Source organism: Methylibium sp. T29 (genome assembly GCF_000576205.1).
Classification (GTDB): Bacteria; Pseudomonadota; Gammaproteobacteria; order Burkholderiales; family Burkholderiaceae_C; genus Methylibium; species Methylibium petroleiphilum.
The window spans coordinates 1-17250 of record NZ_AZND01000065.1; the positions used below are offsets into that span (position 1 = coordinate 1).

Consider the following 17250-nt stretch of genomic DNA (forward strand, 5'->3'; position numbering starts at 1 on the left):
GCGCCGGGCGCTGGCGCACGGCCTCGCGGTGCGCGCCGCACGGCTCGAGGCGTTGTTCCACGTGATCGCCGTGCTGGACGACACCAACCTGGCCCACCGCGGCGGCCTGCCGGGACTGCGCTACGCGCAGGGTGCCGCGGCGAATTTCCTCGCGGCCGGCGGCGCCGCGCAGGGCGATGCGTCAGCGCAGGCCGAAGCCATCCACCGCGCGTTCGTGGCGCGGCGCCTGTCACCCGGCGGCGCGGCCGACGTGCTGGCCGCAGCCTGCTGGGTGCAGCGCGTCTGCACCGATTGAACGGGGCGCCGCCGGGTTCAGGTGCTCAGAGCACCAGCCCGGCGTGCTGCTCCAGCAGCGCCCGCTGCGTGGCCCCGCTGCGCAGCTGTGACAGCCACCATTGCAAGGCCAGGCCCGGCGCGCTGTTGCCCGGCGCATGCCAAGCGTAGTGCAGGCCGAGGTTGCGCGTCGGCAGCGTAGTCTGCTTGATCACCAGCCGACCGGCCTCGGCATGGCGGCGCAGCAGCGGCTCGGGCATCGAGCCGCAGCCCAGTCCGCGCAGCAGCGCCTCCAGCTTGGCGGCGAGGGAGGGTACGGTGAGCACATCCTGGCCAGGCTGCACGCCCAGCGTCATCGGCGCGAAACTGTGCGCACTGTCGGCGATGGCGACCACGCGGTGCGCGGCGATCGTCTCGGCCGACAGCGGCTCGGGCAGGGCCGCGAGCGCATGGTGGGGAGCCACCGCGAAGCGCATGTCCAGCGAGCCCAGCGGTTCGCAGCGGATGCCGCTGCTGCCCTGCGAGGGATCCCCGGCCAGGCCGATCGCCAGGTCGGCCCGGCCGGTGGCCAGCACCTCCCAGGTGCCCGACAGCACCTCGCTGCGCAGCCGCAGCCGCGTCGGCGGCGGGCTGTCTGGGGCATGGCGGGTCGCGACGCGCAGCGTGTAGAAGGCCTCGACCAGCTCGAACACCGCGGTGGGCGCCAGGATGTTGTCGACCGCGACGGTGAGCTGGGTCTCCCAGCCGGTGGCGACGCGCTTGACGCGGTTGGCCACCGCGTCGATCTCCAGCAGCAGCCGCCGGCCCTCGTGCAGCAGCTCCTCGCCGGCGGCGGTGAGCTTGGCCTGGCGCGAGCTGCGGTCGAACAGCAGCACGTCGAGCGCGTCCTCGAGCTGACGCACGCTGTAGGTCAGCGCCGACGGCACCTTGCCCAGCTCGCGCGCTGCCGCCGCGAAGCTGCCGGTGCGGGCGATCAGGTCGACCATGGTCAGCGCTTCGGGCGTCAGGACGTTGCGTCGGTCGCTCATCGGGCTTTCCAGCTTCAAGGACTTTGAATGATGCCATCAAGCCGCAGTGGGCGATCGCGACCCGAGCCCCTCCTACATTGGATTCATCGCGGTGACCTCCACCGCCCCACCAGGAGTCCTCGATGATCACCCTGCGCAAGTCTGCCGAACGGGGCTATGCCGACCACGGCTGGCTCAAGAGCCACCACAGCTTCTCGTTCGCCGAATACCACGACCCGGCCCACATGGGCTTCGGCAACCTGCGCGTCATCAACGAGGACCGCATCGCGCCCGGGACCGGCTTCGGCACGCACGGCCACCGCGACATGGAGATCATCAGCTACGTGCTCGACGGCGCACTGGGGCACAAGGACAGCATCGGCAACGGTGCGGCCATCCAGCCCGGCGACGTGCAGCGCATGAGCGCGGGTACCGGCATCCGCCACAGCGAGTTCAACCACGCGACGCAGCAGACCACGCATTTCCTGCAGATCTGGATCCTGCCGGAAGCGCAGGGCGTCGCGCCGGGCTACGAGCAGAAGCACTTCGCGGCCGACAGCAAGCGCGGCGTGCTCAAGCTCGTGGCTTCGCCCGACGGCCGCGACGGCGCGGTGACGCTGCATGCCGATGCCGCGATGTACGTCGGCCTGTTCGACGGCGCCGAAGCCGCCGCACTGGTGCTCGACCCGAAGCGGCTGGCCTATGTGCACGTGGCCCGCGGCAGCGTCAGCGTGAACGGCCGGGCGCTGCAGGCCGGCGACGCGGCCCAGCTCGACGGCGAGAGCCGGCTCGAGCTGAGCCACGGCGAGGGCGCCGAAGTGATCGTGTTCGACCTGGCGCGCTGAGGCGCGCCGGGCTTTGCATTCCCGTCCCCTGTCTCGACCTCCTCGAAAGGAATCCACCATGTCCAAGATCGTGATCGTGTTCCACAGCGGCTACGGCCACACCCGCCGCATGGCCGAATCGGTGGCCCAGGGCGCCGGCGGCGAACTGCTGGCCATCGACGCCGAGGGCAACCTGCCTGAGGGTGGCTGGGAGAAGCTGGCCGCGGCCGACGCCATCATCATGGGCTCGCCGACCTACATGGGCAGCGTGAGCTGGCAGTTCAAGAAGTTCGCCGACGCCTCCAGCAAGCCCTGGTTCGGCCAAGCCTGGAAGGACAAGCTGTTCGCCGGCTTCACCAACAGCGCCTCGATGAACGGCGACAAGCTGTCGACGCTGCACTACCTGTTCACGCTGGCGATGCAGCACAGCGGCGTGTGGGTCGGCACCGGCCTGATGCCAAGCAACAGCAAGGCTGCGGGGCGCAACGACATCAACTACGTGGCGTCGTTCTCGGGTGCCATGGCGCAGAGCCCGTCGGACGCCAGTGTCGACGAGATGCTGCCGGGCGATCTGGAGACCGCCCGCCTGTTCGGCGCGCGGGTCGCCACAATGGCCGCTCGTCTGAACAAGTAAGGAGTGAACGATGGCCGGTCTGCGCGTGTTGTTGATCCCGGGCAGTGCCCGCACGGGCTCGTGGAACCTCCAGCTCGCGCAGGCGGCCGCGGCCGTGCTCCGCGAGCTGGGTGCCGAGCCCAGCGTGGCCGACCTGCGCGCGCTGGCGCTGCCGGTCTACGACGCCGACCTCGAGGCGGCGCAGGGCGTGCCGGCCGGCGCCGGCACGCTGGCGCGGCAGATGGCAGGCCACGACGCCTTCGTGGTGGTCTCGCCGGAGTACAACGCCTTTCCCACGCCGCTGCTGATCAACACCATCGACTGGGTATCGCGACTGCCCGAGGGCATGAAGGCGATGAACGGCAAGCCGACCGCGCTGCTGAGCGCCTCGCCGGGCGCGCTGGGTGGACTGCGCAGCTGCTGGTGCTGCGCAACTTCCTGTCCATCAATCCGGCGATGCTGGTGATCCCGCCGCAGTTCGCGCTCGGCAATGCGGCCCAGGCCTTCACCGCCGAAGGCGCGCTGGCCGACGAGAAGCAGGCCCGGGCCCTGCACGGCGTGCTGGCCGCGCTGGTGAAGACGGCCACCGCGCTCAGCGCCTGAGTCGCGGTCCTGGCACGAAACGGAACAGTCGTGCCGGCCGGCGCCGTGTCTCGTTCCTGGGACGCCCACGCAGGGTAAACAACCGCTTGTCCGAGGGCCCGCTTCGGGCGACGCTGCGGGTCTCAGGAGACTGCACGATGAGACACGATATCGAATTCAAGACCGAAGACGGCACCACCCTGCGAGGCTGGCACTACGTGCCGGGCGGTGGCGGGCCGAAGTTCCCCACCGTGGTCATGTCGCACGGGTTCTCGGCCGTCAAGGAGATGTACCTCGACCACTACGCGGAGGCCCTGGCCGGCGTCGGCGTGGCCTCGGTGGTCTACGACAACCGCAACCTCGGCGCCAGCGACGGCCTGCCGCGCCAGGAGGTCGATCCGCTGCAGCAGATCCGCGACTACCGCGACGCGATCACCTACGCCGAGACGCTGCCGCAGACCGACGCCGAGCGCATCGGCGTGTTCGGCTCCAGCTACAGCGGCGGCCACGTGCTGGTCGTCGCGGCGCTCGACCGGCGCGTCAAGTGCGTGGCCTCGCAGGTGCCGCTGATCTCCGGCCACCGCAATGCGCGCCGGCTGGTGCGCGCCGACCAGTTCGCCGGACTGCGCGCGCTGTTCGACCAGGACCGCCGGGCCCGCCTGCGCGGCGAGCCGCCGATGACGATGCCGATCATCTCGGAAGACCCGGCCGGGCCGGCAGCGTTGCCGACCGCCGATTCGTGGTCGTTCATGAACGCGACCCACCTGCTGCGCGCACCGTCGTGGAAGAACGAGATCACGCTGCGCTCGGTGGAGATGTTCGGCGAGTACGAGCCGGGGGCGCACATCGCCTACATCAGCCCGACGCCGCTGCTGATGATCGTCGCGCTGCAGGACCACCTGACGGTCGCCGACGAGGCGCTGGCGGCCTATGAGCGTGCGCTAGAGCCGAAGAAGCTGGTGCTGCTGAAGGGCGGCCACTTCGATGCCTACGTGCAGGACTTCCACATCGCCGGCGCAGCCGTCACCGACTGGTTCCACCAGCACCTGGTGACGGCCGGCTGAGTCGCGGCAGCGAAACGCCGCGCCGCTTCAGGGCGCGGCGGGTTCGAACCGGTAGGCCCCCGCGTCAAAGCGGCGCGTGCGGCGCCGGAACTCGAAGGTGAAACCCGGCCAGATGACGGTGTTGCGGCCGTTGCGGTCGAGGTACCAGCTGCGGCAGCCGCTGGCCCAGGCGGTGCCGGCCAGGCGGCGCTGCAGCTCTGCGTTGTAGCGTCCTGCGCCTCGCGCCGCACCTCCACGCTGCGCAGCCCGCGCTCGCGCAGCGTGCGCAGCGCGTCGCCGATGTAGGCCAGCTGTGCCTCGATCATCAGCAGCACCGAGGTGTGGCCGAGCCCGGTGTTCGGCCCGTTCAGCAGGAACAGGTTGGGAAAGCCGGCGACGGTGGTGCCGAGATAGGCCTCGCTGGCCTGCTCCCAGGCGTCGCGCAGGTCCAGCCCGTCGCGCCCGACCAGCGTGCCGGCCGGCAGGCGCCCTTGCACGCGAAAGCCGGTGCACCACACCAGCACGTCGGCCACGCGTTCGTGGCCGTCGGCCGTGACCACGCCGCGCGGCGTGATCTCGCGGATCGACTCGCTCACCAGTTCGACATCCGGCCGCGCCAGCGCCGGGTAGTAGTCGTTCGACAGCAGCACGCGCTTGCAGCCCAGCGTATCGTCGGGCGTGAGGCGGGCACGCAGAGCCGGGTCCGCGATCTGGCTGCGCAGGTGGCGGCGCGCCTCGGCCTCGCCCACGCGCAGCCATCGGGGCTGCTGCACCAGCGGGATCGCGCGTGCCTCGTGCAGCCAGTAGCTTGCCCCGCGGGCGATCCGCTGGGCGAACGGCCAGCGCGCGAACAGCCGGCGCTCCCAGTCGTGCAGCGCGCGGTCGGCCTTGGGCAGCACCCAGGCCGGCGTGCGCTGGTAGAGATCGACCTGCGCTGCCCGGCCGGCCAGCTGCGGCACGAGCTGGATCGCGCTGGCGCCGGTGCCGATCACCGCGACGCGGCGCCCGGTCAGGTCCAGCCCGTCGGGCCAGGCGGCGCTGTGGACGCTGAGGCCGGCGAAGCGCTCGATGCCCTCGATGCGTGGCAGCGCCGGGTTGCTGAGGCCACCGAGGCCTGCGATCAACACCGGCGCGCTGAACCGTCGACCGTCGGCGGTGAGCACCTGCCAGCGACCGGTCGTGGCGTCCCAGCGGGCCTCGCGCAGCGCCGCACCGAAGCGCAGGTGCGGGCCGAGTCGGTACTTGCGCACGCAGTGCTCGAGGTAGTCGCGGATCTCGTGCCAGGGCGCGTAGGCACGGGTCCAGCGCGGGTTGGGCTCGAACGAATAGGAGTACAGGTGCGAGGGTACGTCGCAGGCGCAACCGGGGTAGCGGTTGTCCCGCCAGGTGCCGCCCACCGCGTCGGCGCGTTCGAGGATCGCGAAGTCGTCGATGCCGTCGCGACGCAGCCGGATGGCCATGCCCAGGCCGGCGAAGCCGGCGCCGACGATCAGGACCGCGTGTTCTTGGACACTCATGCACTGGGGAGGAAGGACCGAGGCGCGACTTTAAGGGAAGGCGCCGTGCGCACCGGCGTGGCGCGACGGGACGGCAGTGGACTAGCATCGTGTCCATGTCGCCGTTCTCCACGATGTCGTTCACGACCCTGCTGTCGCTGCTGCCCTGGGCCGACTGGGCCGCGGTCGGCTGGTTCTTCGCCGCGTGGTCAGGCTATGCGACCTTCGCCAGCCGCCGCGCGGCCACGCATGCGTCCATTCTTGGCGCCACCAACCGCATCCGACGCCAGTGGATGCTGCAGACCACGCACCGCGAGGTGCGGGTGGTCGATGGCGTGGTGGTGCAGAACCTGTCGACCAGCCCGAGCTTCTTCGCGTCGACCACGATCCTGATCATCGGCGGCCTGCTGGCCTTGCTGGGCACCTCGGACCGCGCGACCGAGTTGGTGCAGGAGCTGCCGTTCGCCACGCGCACCACCGCGCTGGTGTTCGACCTGAAGCTGCTGCTGCTGACGGCGGTGTTCGTCTATGCCTTCTTCCGCTTCACCTGGAGCCTGCGGCAGTACACCTTCGGTGCACTGCTGGTCGCGTCGGCCCCCGAGGCCAAGGCCTACGACGCGCTCGGCGAGGTGGGGCAGGCGCAGCGCGAGGCCTTCGCCGACCGCGCCGGGCGGGTGGTCGGCATGGCCGCCGAGACCTTCAACGACGGCCTGCGGGCCTACTACTTCGCGTTCGCGGCGATCGCCTGGTTCTTCTCGCCGCTGGCGTTTGCACTGGCGACCGCGGGCGTGGTCTACATCCTCTACCAGCGCGAGTTCCGCTCCGAGGTGCTGGCGGTGCTGCGCGGCGACTGAGGGTCCTGCCGGCCTATTTCAGCCCGCCCGAGAGGAAGGCCCGCAGCCGTTCGCTGCGCGGCTGCGCCAGCACCTCGCGCGGCGGGCCCTGTTCCTCGATCAGGCCCTGGTGCAGGAACAGCGTGTGGTTCGACACCTCGCGCGCAAAGCCCATCTCGTGCGTGACGACGATCATCGTGCGGCCCTCGGCCGCCAGATCGCGCATCACCTTCAGCACCTCACCCACCAGCTCGGGGTCGAGCGCCGAGGTCGGCTCGTCGAACAGCATCACCTCGGGCTCCATCGCCAGCGCACGCGCGATCGCGACGCGTTGCTGCTCGCCGCCCGACAGGTGGGCCGGGAAGGTGCTGGCGCGGTGCGCCACGCCCACGCGCGCCAGCAGCGCCTGCGCGCGCTCGGTGGCCTCGGCCTTGCCCAGGCCCAGCACCTGCATCGGTGCCTCGATCACGTTCTGCAGTGCGGTCAGGTGCTGCCACAGGTTGAAGGACTGGAACACCATCGCCAGCCGTGCGCGCCAGCGCTGCAGCTGCTTCGCGTCGCGGGCGCGCAGGCTGCCGTCGCGGTCGGGCACCAGCGCCAGTTCCTCGCTGCCGAGCAGCAGGCGGCCCTGGCTCGGCTGCTCGAGCAGGTTCAGGCAGCGCAGCAGCGTGCTCTTGCCCGAGCCGCTGGAGCCGACGACCGTGATCACGTCGCCGGCACGCGCCGTGAGCGACACGCCCTTCAGCACCTCGTGAGCGCCGTAGCGCTTGTACAGGCCCAGGGCCTGGAGCTTGGGATCGCCGCTCATGCCTCAGGCACCCAGCAGCTTGCCGGTCCGCCGGGCCTCCTGGCCGGCCACCTTGGCCAGCCGGGTGCCGGCCGTCACGAAGCGCAGGTTCTCGCGGGCGTAGAGCAGGCCGTCGGTCGCGCTCGCCAGCGCCGTCATCTGGCCGCTGATCGGGTCGATCACGTCGACGATCAGCTCGCCTTCGCGCACCCAGTCGCCGGGCCCGCGGTGCCAGGCCAGGACGCCGCTGACCGGCGCGGTGACCGGCATCGAACCGGCCAGCGGCGTGGCGGGGTAGGGCAGCGGCGGCAGCGGCGGGGCCTCGCCGGCGACCAGGCCGCGATGGGTCAGGAAGTCGACCAGCGCCTGCGCATCCTGGCGCGCCTGCGCGTGGCCCACGTCGGCCATGCCGCGCAGCTCGACCGTCACCGACAGACAGCCCAGCGGGATCGGCCGCGCGAGGCCGGCCTTCTCGGCCAGCTCCCACCAGATCTGCGAGCAGGCCTCGTCAAAGGGCTGGTCGCCCGACTCGGTGGCCAGCAAGGTTGCCTGGGCGCCGAGGTAGCGTGCCAGCGGTTCGGTCTGCGGCCACAGCGGCGTGCCGGCGTAGAGGTGCAGCACGGCCTCGGCATCGCAGTGCAGGTCCAGCACCACCTCGGCGTCGCAGGCCAGCGCCAGCAGCGTGCGGCGCTGCGCCTCCAGCTCGGACTCCACGGTGAGCAGCGCCACCGATTCGCGCAGCGCCGCCCGCACCAGCGCGGCGTTGGCCTGCGCGTCCGGCCCCAGCGACGGCTCGATGCGCGCCCACACCGCGTCGCGCAGCGCCGGGTAGTGGCGGTTGAAGTTCTCGCCGCTGGCGAGTTCGAAGCGGCCGATCGGGCTGCGCAGCAGCCACTGCGACAGGCCGATGGGGTTGGCCACTGGCACCACGACCACCTCGCCGCGCAGCGCGTCCCGGGCCTCCAGCTCGGCCAGCCGCTCGCGCAGGTGGTGCGCGACCAGCATGCCGGGCAACTCATCGGCGTGCAGCGAAGCCTGCACGTAGACCTTCGGGCCGCCGGGCGGGCCATAGTGGAAGCTGGTGAGCGTGCGCAGCGTGCCGAGACTGCGGCTGGGCAAGGGGTGGTCGCGGCGGTGCATGGTGGTGGAGGTCTCCGGAGGCTCAGGCGCGCGGGCGCAGGTGGGAGAGCCAGCGGCGCTCGGCCGCGTGCAGCGCACCCACCAGCGCCAGCGTCAGGCCCAAGTAGACCGCAGCGGCCGTCAGGAAGGCTTCGAAGGCAGGTAGAAGCGCGAGTTGACCTCGCGCGCGGCGCCGGTGAGGTCGAGCAGCGTGACCACGCTGGCCAGCGAGGTGCCGTGCAGCATCAGCACCGCCTCGTTGCCGTAGGCCGGCAGCGCGCGCCGCAGCGCCGAGGGCAGCAGGATGCGGCGCCAGACCTGGGCACGCGACAGGCCCAGTGCGCGTGCCGCCTCGACCTCGCCATGCGGCGTGGCCTTCAGGCTGCCCGCGATGATCTCGGTGGTGTAGGCGCAGGTGTTGACGGCGAACGCCAGGCAGGCGCAGAACCAGGCCGACTGCAGCCAGGGCCAGGCGATGCTGGCGCGGACCCACTCGAACTGCGCCAGACCGTAGTAGACGAGGAACAGCTGCACCAGCAGTGGCGTGCCACGGATCACGTAGGTGAAGCACCACACCGGGCCGTGCAGCCACCGCGAGGCCGACACCCGCAGCACCGCGAGCGGGAGTGCCGCCACCAGCCCGATCGCCAGCGAGATCAGCAGCAGCTGCAGCGTGGTGGCGAGGCCGCTCGCGTAGAGCGGCAGGCTCTCGGCGATGGCCTCGAAGTTCACAGTGCGCCCGTCCTCACGCCGACCGCGAGACGGCGGGCCAGCGCCTTGAAGCCCAGCTCGCTGACGCTGGTGATGGCGAGGTAGATGAGTGCCGCGCTGGCGTAGAAGACGAAGGGCTCGCGCGTCGCGCCGGCCGCCTGGGTGGCGCGCAGCATCATGTCGTTCAGGCCGATCACCGAGACGATGGCGGTGCTCTTGACCAGCACCAGCCAGTTGTTCGACAGGCCGGGCAGGGCGTAGCGCAGCATCTGCGGCAGCAACAGACGGCGCAGCACCTGCCAGCGGCTCATGCCGCAGGCCAGGCCGGCCTCGCGCTGGCCGGGCGCCAGTGCAAGGAAGGCGCCGCGGAAGGTCTCGCCGAGGTAGGCGCCGAACACGAAGCCGATCGTCAGCACGCCGGCCACGAAGGGGTCGACATCGATGTAGTCCGCGAAGCCCAGTTGCTGGGCCAGCGCATTGACCGCAAGCTGGCCGCCGAAGAACACCAGCAGCATCAGCACCAGGTCCGGCACGCCGCGGATCAGCGTGGTGTAGGCCAGCGCGCCGCCCTGCAGCCAGCGCGAGCGCGACAGCCGGGCGCTCGCGGCGGCCAGGCCCAGCACCGCGGCAATGGCCAGCGACAGCAGCGCCAGCGCCAGGGTCAGCAGCGTGCCGTTCAGCAGCGAGGGGGCATAGCCGTGCAGCATCAGCGGGGCGGTGCGAGCGCGGCGGGCCTCACTTCTTCGGCGCTTCGCCGTAGACGTCGAAGTCGAAGTACTTGTCCTGGATCTTCTTGTAGGTGCCGTCGGCGCGGATCCCCTTGATCGCCGCGTTGAGCTTCGACTGCAGCTCGGTGTCACCCTTGCGCAGCGCGATGCCGGCGCCGACGCCGAAGAACTTCTCGTCGTCGTAGAACGGGCCGATGTAGCCGTAGCCCTTGCCCTGCGGTGTCTTGAGGAAGCCGACGTCGGCGGCCACCGAGTCCTGCAGCGTCGCGTCGATGCGTCCGGCGGCGAGATCGAGGAAGACCTCGTCCTGCTTGGTATAGCGCACGATCTCGGCGCCCTTGAAGGTGGCGGTGGCGAAGCGGTCGTGGATGGTCGAGCGCTGCACGCCGATCTTCCTGCCCTTCAGGCCCTCGGGCGTGAGCTCCAGCTTGCTCCCGTTCTTGGCGACCAGCCGCGCCGGGGTCTGGTAGTAGCGCTCGGTGAAGGCCACGACCTTCTGCCGCTCCGGCGTGATGGACATCGACGCCACGATGGCGTCGAACTTGCGCGCCTGCAGCGCCGGGATCATGCCGTCGAAGTCCTGCTGCACCAGCGTGCATTCGGTCTTCATCTGGGCGCACAGCGCGTTCGCGATGTCGATGTCGAAGCCCTTCAACTGCCCGGAGGGTGTGACCTCGCTGAACGGCGGGTAGGCGCCCTCGACGGCGATGCGCAGCTTCTTCCCGTCGGCAGCCAGCCCGGGCTCGGCCGCGAAGAGCAGGACGGCGGCCAGGGCCAGGAAGGAGGCGAAACGGGTCATGCGGTCCTCATGCGGTCGTTGGAAGGGCGGGGGTGGCGCGCGAGCGCAGCGCACGGGCCGTCGCCGGACGCCATGCTAGCCGCTGCGGGCGACAGCTCAGGGAAGGGTCGGCGCCAGCGGCTCGTAGCGTGGCACCACGGCATCGGTCGCGGAGGCGGTCGCCGGACCGTAGAGCGGACGGGCGATGGTGATCGGCGTGACGTCGAGGTAGAGGTTGAGCACCGTGTAGTCGTCGCCGCCGAAGGCGCCGGTGTACCAGCCGTGGCTGTCGGGGCCGCGCCGCAGCCGGAACTCGAAACCCAGGTCGGGCTGCGGATCGCTGGCGCGTGGCGTGCCGCTGAAGGCCAGCCCGGTGGCCTCGGTGTCGCGGTTGTCGAGCAGCGAGCCCATCGCGTCGACGATGGTCGAGGGGCCGAGCATGTCGTTCTGGAACGGCGCGCTCTCGAAGCTCGGCGCGAAGTCCGGCGAGCCCGGGTCGATCAGTTGCCCCTGGAGCTTCTGCAGCGAGGGCGTGGTGACGCCGCTGTGCAGGTCGTGGCGGTCACCGCGGTCCAGGTAGGTGAGCTTGGCATTGCGCAGGTTGAAGGCGTCGAGCCGGCCGTCCTGCGAGGCCGCGCCGAGGTCGACCAGCAGCACGCCCTTGCCGCCGACCACCTCGACCTTGCCGTCGTGCAGGATCGCGGCGGTGTTCTCCTCCACACCGAGGCCGAGGCGGTAGCCCTTCTGCACCATCAGCGGGAGCAGGCGGCCGATGCGGCCGCGCTTGAGGAAGTGCTGGTCGATCAGCAGTTCGGGTCCGACGAAGCCCAGGCCGCGGCCGATCTCCTGCCCTTCGTCGAGACGGCCGCGCTTGAGCACACGCAGCACGTCGTAGGCGTCTCGGAACATGGTCTCGCTCATCACCGCGGCGCCGGCACTGGTGCCGGCCACCACGCCGCCGGCGCGGTACACGCTCCAGATCGCCTGCAGCAGCGGCGTCGGCAGGCCGTCGGGTTGCAGCGAGTCGGTGATGCGCGATTGCGCCCCCCCGGCGAAGTAGATGCCGGTGGCCGCCAGCACCTGTTCGATCAGTACCGGGTCGTGCACCGCCTCGGCCACTTCGTAGCCCTGCCATTCCGGCGCGACCGGCAGGGTCACGGCCTGGGCGCCGTGGCGCTGCAGGGCATCGACGACCATCTCGCCGGTCTTCTCGGGGGCAGACGACGCCGCCGGGATCACCACCCAGCGCGAGCCCGGTCCGCCCGACAGTTGCACCAGTCGCGACCAGACCGCGGTGTTGTCGTACCTCAGTTCGCCACCGATCGGCACGGCATAACCGGTGGGGGCCGTGCCGGCGGCGGACGCCGCCGCCAGTGCCGTCGTCGTGACTGCCCAGGCGAGCAGCATGACGATCCAGCGTCCCGTCGTCCGGGAGAACACGGGACCCTTCCGGTGCGAGGGGCCGGATGCAGCAGCGAGCAGTGGGGCCGGCATGGTGATGAAGCCTCCGGTGATGGCGCGTTGCAGAGATTCGATCTTGGCATCGATGTGGCGATCCGCCGAGTCGGGCAAGCACGAACTGCGGCAGGCATCACGCTTGAGCAAGTCTCGCGCCTGCCGGCGGCGGCAGCGGGCGCCCCGACCCGCGGCGAGGGCGCTCACGCCGGGGCCGGCTGCATGTCGGCGTCGAGCGTGCCGCGCTCGTCGAACACGAAGCAGCCGCCTTCGTAGTGGCGTGCGCCGACGGTCTGGAAGTACTGCAGGATGCCGCCGTCGAGCTGCAGCACGTGCTCGACGCCTTGCTCGCGCATCAGCAACGCGGCCTTCTCGCAGCGGATGCCGCCGGTGCAGTAGCTCACCACGGTCTTGCCGGCGAGTTCGGCGCGATGGGCGGCGAGCGCAGCCGGGAATTCGCCGAAGCGCTCCAGGCGCCAGTCGATCGCGCCGGCGAAGCGACCGGCGTCGACCTCGAAGCCGTTGCGGGTGTCAAGCATCAGCAAGGGCCGGCCGGCGTCGCACCGACCGGCATCGAGCCAGCGCGCCAGCGTGGCGGCATCCACCGCGGGTGCGCGGGCGTCGACCGGACGGACGGTCGGATGGTCCATGCGGATGATCTCGCGCTTGAGCTTGACGCGCAGCCGCTGGAACGGCGGGCGCTCGCTCCAGCTCTCCTTGGCCTGCAGGTCGGCGAACCGCGCGTCGCCGCGCAGCCACGACAGGAAACCGCGGGCGTCGGCCTCCGCACCGGCCAGGAACAGGTTGATGCCTTCCTCGGCCAGCAGGACGCTGCCCTTGAGGGCCAGCGCCTGGGCCTGTGACAGCAGCCGCTCGCGCAAGGCCTCCAGATCGTCGAGCGCGACGAAGCGGTAGGCGGCGAGGTTCAGGACGGCGGGGCTGGGCATCGGGTGATTGTAGAAATCACCGGCGCGGACGGCGGTGCAGCGCACCTTTAGCGTGCGTCAGTGAGGGCGGGCTTTCCTCCGGACGTGATCGAGTGCCGCACCAGCTTGTGGCGCGCCCTGCAATCGCGGGGTGTTGCCGCGACCGGGATTCGCTACCTTATCGGTTACGGCAAGGAAGCGCCGGCAAGGATGACGATCATGGACAGCACAGTGGACAAACCGGGCCCCGTCGCCTTGGCGGTCTGGGCCACCGCCCAGCGCCTGGTGGGCAAGGTGCAAGGCGCTTCGCGCGCCGCACGGCGGCAGATCAGCGCCTGCTTCACCCGCACGGCCGGCGCTCTCTGTTTCGACCTGGCCGTGTTCATGGCGCTGGCGTTGATGGCCGCCACGCTGCTGACTCCGCTCGACCAGCCGCTCGGCGACGGGGCCGGATGGATGCTGAGTTGCCTGGGCGTCTTCGCCGCGTTCTGGTGCTCGATCGCGGCGGCGGATCTGGAGCGGCTTCGCAAGCTGCGCCGTCGCTTCCTGGCGCGTGCACCCCAGGCACCGCGCGCCGCACCGAGGGTCCAGGCGCTGCCGCCAGACGCGGTGCTCATGCCGACGACCATGGCTACGATGCTGCCACCGCTGCGAGTGCGCTCGGCCTACCGCCCGAGCCGGGTGATCCGGCCGCTGCCCTCGCGTTCGCTGCTCCGCACGGCCAGCCGCAGTCACTGAGGCGCCGGCCCTCGCCGGATCAGAATCCCAGGCTGGCCAGCAGGTCGTCGACCTCGCCCTGGTTCTGCACCACGTCGGTCCGCCCCTCGGGGTTGACCACCGGGCCGTTGAGGATGGTGTTCTCGACCACCTTCTGCGCCTGTTCGGGCGGTGCCGCCTGCACCAGCAGCTTCACCAGGCTGTCTTCCAGATCGCTCGCCAGCGACACCACCTTGGCCACCACCTGCCCGGTGAGGTCGTGGAAGTCCTGCGCCATCATGATGTCGGTCAGATCGGCATCGATGCGTGCGGTGGCGGCTTCGACATCGCTGACGAAGTTCATCACCGAGCCCGAGGCCACGGCCTTCACCGGATCGGCGACGATGGCGGCGGCGATGCGGCGCGTCTCGGCGGCGATGCGGGTGTGTTCCATCTTGGCCTGATCGACCGAGTTCAGCACCTTGTTCGCCGCTGCCGCCGTCTTCTCGGCGATGTAGTTGAGGCGGCTGCGCGCGTCGGGCAGGCCTTCGGCCGCCTGCTGCAGTTTGGGCGTGACGCCGAGCTGCGCGAGGGTGTCGTGCAACTGGCGCGTGATCGCGCCGAGCTGCTGGAACACCTCGGGCGAGGTACTGGGCGTCGGCGGATGGGCCAGCAAGGCCGTGTCGTCCATCTTCATGGGCTGTTGTCCTTCAGGCCGTGGCCGCCAGTTTCTGCATGATCTTCTGGACCTTCTCCTCCAGCGTCGCCTTCGTGAAGGGCTTGACGATGTAGCCGGCCGCTCCCGTCTGTGCGGCCAGCACGATGTCTTCCTTGCGCGCCTCGGCCGTCACCATCAGCACGGGGATGTGCTTGAGGCTGTCGTCGGCCTTGACGGCCTTGAGCAGGTCGAAGCCGTTCATGTTGGGCATGTTGATGTCGCTGACCACGAAGTCGTACTTCGAGGTCTTCATCATCTGCAGCGCCACGGCGCCGTCCTCGGCCTCATCGGCGTTGACGTAGCCGATCTCCTTGAGCAGGCCGCGCACGATGCGGCGCATGGTCGAGAAGTCGTCGACGATCAGGAATTTGAGGTCGGGGTGCTCATGGTCAAGGTCCTCGCGCGCTATCGGTTCATGCTGCCCTGGGGCGGGCCATGCGGTGTTCTGTACGGGTTATCGGGTGTCGGCCCGCGGACTTGAGGCCGATTCGGCCAGTGCCGTCGCAACTTCCAGGGCCGGCGGCTGCACCTCGGTGTCCGCACTGCCGTGGAAGCGGTCCTCGGCCTCCCGGTTCATCACGATGATGCTGATGCGCCGGTTCACCGGATTCAGCGGCTGCTCGCGGTCGAACAGGCTGCTGGCAGCCAGGCCTTGCACGCGCAGCACCTTCTCGTCGGCCAACCCGCCGGCGATGAGCTCGCGGCGCGATGCGTTGGCGCGGTCGGCCGACAGCTCCCAGTTGCTGTAGCCGCCGGCGCCGGCGCTGAAGGCCGCCGTGTCGGTGTGGCCTTCCAGCGTCAGCTTGTTGGGCACTTCGGCCAGCACGCCGCCGATGGTGCGAAGCAACTCGCGCATGTAGGGTTGCACGACGGCGGAGCCGGTCGCGAACATCGGTCGGTTCTGCTCGTCGACGATCTGGATGCGCAGGCCGTCGGTCGTCATGTCGAAGCGGATCTGGGCCTTCAGCTCGTTGAAGCGCGGATCGTTGGCGAGTTTGGACTCGACGCGACCCTTCAGCATCTTCAGGCTCTCCGCCTCGGCGGAGGCCTGCTGCGCGCGCGTGGCTTTCAGCGCCTGCAGCGTGTAGCTCTTGCGTTCGGCCTCGACGTCGCCGCGCTTCACCTGGCCGGTGCTGCGCGTGAGGTCCTGCCCACCGCCCTTGACGACGCTCGACGAGTCTCCGGACCCCGAGCCGCCCATCATCGAGACCTTGATCGGGTTGTTGAAGTAGTCCTGGATGCCCTTGCGGTCGCCCTCGGTGGTCGAACCGAGCAGCCACATCAGCAGGAAGAAGGCCATCATCGCCGTCACGAAGTCGGCGTAGGCGATCTTCCACGCGCCACCGTGCGCAGCGTGGCCGCCCTTCTTGATCTTCTTGACGATGATCGGCTGCAGTTTCTTCGCGTCGCCGGCCATCACATGCCTCCACGTCGCCGAGTACGGCGCCTGCCCGCATGGGCCACGAAGGGGCCTGGGTGGCCCCTGGGGCGCGGTCCGCCTTGGGAGCGGCCCGGCGGCGGCCCGGCGGCGCTTCGGTCAGGTTGCTCACTTCTTGCCCTTCACATGGCCTTCGAGCTCGCTGAACGACGGGCGCTCGGTCGAGTACAGCGTCTTGCGACCGAACTCCACCGCGATCGCCGGGGCATAGCCCTGCATGCTCGCGAGCAGCGTGGTCTTGATGCACTGCAGCTCCTTGGAGCCCTCATCGTTCTTCTGCTCGAGCAGGCCGCCGAGCGGTTCGACCACCGCATACGCCAGCAGGATGCCCAGGAAGGTGCCGACCAGCGCCGAGCCGATCATGCCGCCCAGCACCGCCGGCGGCTGGCCGACCGAGCCCATGGTGTTCACGACGCCCAGCACCGCTGCGACGATGCCGAAGGCGGGCAGCGCGCCGGCCAGGCGGCCGATCGCGGCGGCCGGGGCGTGCGCCTCGTGGTGATGGGTCTCGATCTCGCTGTCCATCAGCGACTCGATCTCGTGCGGATTGAGATTGCCCGACACCATCATGCGCAGGTAGTCGGTGACGAATTCCACCACGTGGTGGTCGGAGCCGACCGTCGCGTACTTCTTGAACAGCGGTGAGTTGTGCGGGTCCTCGACGTCCTTCTCGATCGCCATCAGGCCTTCCTTGCGGGCCTTCTGCAGGATGTCGTAGAGCAGCGCCATCAACTCCATGTAGCGCGCCTTGGTGTACTTGGAGCCCTTCAGCAGCGTCGGGATCGCCTTCAGCACCGCCTTCAGCGTCTTGGGCTGGTTGGCGACCACGAAGGCGCCGGCCGCGCCGCCGCCGATGGCCATCATCTCGGTCGGGATCGCATGCAGGATGACCTGCATGTTCCCGCCGTGAATGGCGTAGGCACCGAAGATGCAGCCCAGCGCGACGACGTAGCCGATGATGACGAACATGGTGAGCGGTCCGGTTGAGATGCCGCGAGCCCGAGGCCCTGCGGAGGGTTCTGTCCTTGCTTATCGGCCCGGTGTCACCGGACTTGAGGCGTGCAGTCGGTGACAGAACGTGACGGACCGCCCGACGCGCGGCCGGCCGGCCGAACGGCAGGCCAGCCGGAGGCAAGGCGGAGCGGGGCGCGAAACGCGCCAGCTCCGGCCCTTATCGGCGCCTGGAGCGGGAACTTGGGCGCCGTGCGGGCGGCAGCGTCGGG

General features: G+C 70.3%; 21 protein-coding genes. 8 read left to right on the forward strand and 13 right to left on the reverse strand.

All coding sequences use genetic code 11. The annotated features are described in order from the left end of the window. A partial coding sequence (locus x551_RS10105; protein WP_036248396.1) for a triphosphoribosyl-dephospho-CoA synthase occupies nt 1-295 on the forward strand: 295 nt, incomplete at its 5' end. 25 nt (nt 296-320) lie between these two features. Here the strand turns inward: x551_RS10105 and x551_RS10110 are convergent. After that, nucleotides 321-1301 (reverse strand): LysR substrate-binding domain-containing protein, encoded by a 981-nt coding sequence (locus x551_RS10110; protein ID WP_011830472.1) that lies wholly within the window; start codon nt 1299-1301, stop codon nt 321-323. A gap of 122 nt (nt 1302-1423) precedes the next feature. Between x551_RS10110 and x551_RS10115 the strand changes: the two genes are divergently transcribed. From x551_RS10115 to x551_RS10130, 5 genes are all read left to right on the forward strand, one after another. Beyond that, entirely contained in the window at nt 1424-2125 is a 702-nt protein-coding gene (locus tag x551_RS10115; RefSeq protein WP_036233230.1) for a pirin family protein, read from the forward strand. Nucleotides 2126-2183: 58 nt separating this feature from the next. Further along, a complete protein-coding gene (locus x551_RS10120) occupies nt 2184-2738 on the forward strand; it encodes a flavodoxin family protein (RefSeq protein WP_036233228.1) in 555 nt (184 codons plus the stop codon). 10 nt (nt 2739-2748) lie between these two features. Beyond that, entirely contained in the window at nt 2749-3183 is a 435-nt protein-coding gene (locus x551_RS10125; protein WP_231497686.1) for an NAD(P)H-dependent oxidoreductase, read from the forward strand. Then, complete coding sequence (locus x551_RS27200) at nt 3174-3320, forward strand: hypothetical protein (RefSeq protein WP_231497685.1); 147 nt, start codon at nt 3174-3176, stop codon at nt 3318-3320. The genes x551_RS10125 and x551_RS27200 overlap by 10 nt, the downstream gene beginning before the upstream one ends. 137 nt (nt 3321-3457) lie before the next feature. Next, nucleotides 3458-4363: an alpha/beta hydrolase gene (locus tag x551_RS10130; protein WP_036233225.1), complete on the forward strand. Its 906-nt coding sequence runs from the start codon at nt 3458-3460 to the stop codon at nt 4361-4363. On the opposite strand, the gene x551_RS10135 is transcribed toward x551_RS10130, so the two are convergent. Further along, nucleotides 4288-5859: an NAD(P)/FAD-dependent oxidoreductase gene (locus tag x551_RS10135; RefSeq protein ID WP_051511937.1), complete on the reverse strand. Its 1572-nt coding sequence runs from the start codon at nt 5857-5859 to the stop codon at nt 4288-4290. The two genes, x551_RS10130 and x551_RS10135, sit on opposite strands and share 76 nt — an antisense overlap. A gap of 113 nt (nt 5860-5972) precedes the next feature. Between x551_RS10135 and x551_RS10140 the strand changes: the two genes are divergently transcribed. Beyond that, the gene (locus x551_RS10140) at nt 5973-6692 is read left to right on the forward strand and encodes a DUF599 domain-containing protein (protein ID WP_036233234.1); all 720 of its coding nucleotides are present in this window, start codon (nt 5973-5975) and stop codon (nt 6690-6692) included. 13 nt (nt 6693-6705) lie between these two features. On the opposite strand, the gene x551_RS10145 is transcribed toward x551_RS10140, so the two are convergent. From x551_RS10145 to x551_RS10175, 7 genes are all read right to left on the reverse strand, one after another. Next, nucleotides 6706-7479 carry an ATP-binding cassette domain-containing protein gene (locus tag x551_RS10145; protein WP_011830465.1) on the reverse strand — a complete coding sequence of 258 codons (774 nt, stop codon included), beginning with the start codon at nt 7477-7479 and terminating at the stop codon, nt 6706-6708. A 3-nt stretch (nt 7480-7482) separates the two neighbouring features. Beyond that, a complete protein-coding gene (locus tag x551_RS10150) occupies nt 7483-8598 on the reverse strand; it encodes a succinylglutamate desuccinylase/aspartoacylase family protein (RefSeq protein WP_036233218.1) in 1116 nt (371 codons plus the stop codon). Between the two features lie 120 nt (nt 8599-8718). Next, entirely contained in the window at nt 8719-9309 is a 591-nt protein-coding gene (locus x551_RS10155) for an ABC transporter permease (protein ID WP_310732245.1), read from the reverse strand. After that, nucleotides 9306-9998 carry an ABC transporter permease subunit gene (locus tag x551_RS10160; protein ID WP_275452071.1) on the reverse strand — a complete coding sequence of 231 codons (693 nt, stop codon included), beginning with the start codon at nt 9996-9998 and terminating at the stop codon, nt 9306-9308. The genes x551_RS10155 and x551_RS10160 overlap by 4 nt, the downstream gene beginning before the upstream one ends. A gap of 25 nt (nt 9999-10023) precedes the next feature. Beyond that, nucleotides 10024-10815 carry an ABC transporter substrate-binding protein gene (locus x551_RS10165; protein WP_036233214.1) on the reverse strand — a complete coding sequence of 264 codons (792 nt, stop codon included), beginning with the start codon at nt 10813-10815 and terminating at the stop codon, nt 10024-10026. A gap of 96 nt (nt 10816-10911) precedes the next feature. Next, nucleotides 10912-12234 (reverse strand): cyanophycinase, encoded by a 1323-nt coding sequence (locus tag x551_RS10170; RefSeq protein WP_158304623.1) that lies wholly within the window; start codon nt 12232-12234, stop codon nt 10912-10914. A 218-nt stretch (nt 12235-12452) separates the two neighbouring features. Beyond that, complete coding sequence (locus tag x551_RS10175; RefSeq protein ID WP_036233211.1) at nt 12453-13196, reverse strand: sulfurtransferase; 744 nt, start codon at nt 13194-13196, stop codon at nt 12453-12455. A 105-nt stretch (nt 13197-13301) separates the two neighbouring features. Here x551_RS10175 and x551_RS10180 point away from each other — a divergent pair, with 105 nt between their 5' ends. Beyond that, nucleotides 13302-13913, forward strand: coding sequence for a hypothetical protein (locus x551_RS10180; RefSeq protein ID WP_161728009.1), 612 nt, complete (start codon nt 13302-13304; stop codon nt 13911-13913). Between the two features lie 19 nt (nt 13914-13932). Here the strand turns inward: x551_RS10180 and x551_RS10185 are convergent, their stop codons facing one another. The 4 genes from x551_RS10185 to motA form a co-directional block, all read right to left on the reverse strand. Further along, on the reverse strand, nt 13933-14568 hold the full coding sequence (locus tag x551_RS10185) for a protein phosphatase CheZ (protein WP_011830457.1): 636 nt from the start codon (nt 14566-14568) through the stop codon (nt 13933-13935). Between the two features lie 13 nt (nt 14569-14581). Then, the gene (gene cheY / locus x551_RS10190) at nt 14582-14998 is read right to left on the reverse strand and encodes a chemotaxis response regulator CheY (protein ID WP_256363982.1); all 417 of its coding nucleotides are present in this window, start codon (nt 14996-14998) and stop codon (nt 14582-14584) included. Between the two features lie 45 nt (nt 14999-15043). Beyond that, nucleotides 15044-16006 (reverse strand): flagellar motor protein MotB, encoded by a 963-nt coding sequence (gene motB, locus x551_RS10195; RefSeq protein WP_036233205.1) that lies wholly within the window; start codon nt 16004-16006, stop codon nt 15044-15046. 129 nt (nt 16007-16135) lie between these two features. Then, nucleotides 16136-16996: a flagellar motor stator protein MotA gene (gene motA, locus x551_RS10200; protein ID WP_011830455.1), complete on the reverse strand. Its 861-nt coding sequence runs from the start codon at nt 16994-16996 to the stop codon at nt 16136-16138. Nucleotides 16997-17250: the final 254 nt, after the last annotated feature.

Coding starts and splice junctions, on each gene's coding strand:
- motB (WP_036233205.1), bottom strand. CDS start 16,006: ATGGCCGGCGACGCGAAGAAACTGCAGCCGATCATCGTCAAGAAGATC.
- x551_RS10120 (WP_036233228.1), top strand. CDS start 2,184: ATGTCCAAGATCGTGATCGTGTTCCACAGCGGCTACGGCCACACCCGC.
- x551_RS10140 (WP_036233234.1), top strand. CDS start 5,973: ATGTCGTTCACGACCCTGCTGTCGCTGCTGCCCTGGGCCGACTGGGCC.
- x551_RS10150 (WP_036233218.1), bottom strand. CDS start 8,598: ATGCACCGCCGCGACCACCCCTTGCCCAGCCGCAGTCTCGGCACGCTG.
- x551_RS10175 (WP_036233211.1), bottom strand. CDS start 13,196: ATGCCCAGCCCCGCCGTCCTGAACCTCGCCGCCTACCGCTTCGTCGCG.
- x551_RS10115 (WP_036233230.1), top strand. CDS start 1,424: ATGATCACCCTGCGCAAGTCTGCCGAACGGGGCTATGCCGACCACGGC.
- x551_RS10135 (WP_051511937.1), bottom strand. CDS start 5,859: ATGAGTGTCCAAGAACACGCGGTCCTGATCGTCGGCGCCGGCTTCGCC.
- x551_RS10165 (WP_036233214.1), bottom strand. CDS start 10,815: ATGACCCGTTTCGCCTCCTTCCTGGCCCTGGCCGCCGTCCTGCTCTTC.
- x551_RS10110 (WP_011830472.1), bottom strand. CDS start 1,301: ATGAGCGACCGACGCAACGTCCTGACGCCCGAAGCGCTGACCATGGTC.
- x551_RS10185 (WP_011830457.1), bottom strand. CDS start 14,568: ATGAAGATGGACGACACGGCCTTGCTGGCCCATCCGCCGACGCCCAGT.
- x551_RS10130 (WP_036233225.1), top strand. CDS start 3,458: ATGAGACACGATATCGAATTCAAGACCGAAGACGGCACCACCCTGCGA.
- x551_RS27200 (WP_231497685.1), top strand. CDS start 3,174: ATGCTGGTGATCCCGCCGCAGTTCGCGCTCGGCAATGCGGCCCAGGCC.
- x551_RS10125 (WP_231497686.1), top strand. CDS start 2,749: ATGGCCGGTCTGCGCGTGTTGTTGATCCCGGGCAGTGCCCGCACGGGC.
- motA (WP_011830455.1), bottom strand. CDS start 16,996: ATGTTCGTCATCATCGGCTACGTCGTCGCGCTGGGCTGCATCTTCGGT.
- x551_RS10145 (WP_011830465.1), bottom strand. CDS start 7,479: ATGAGCGGCGATCCCAAGCTCCAGGCCCTGGGCCTGTACAAGCGCTAC.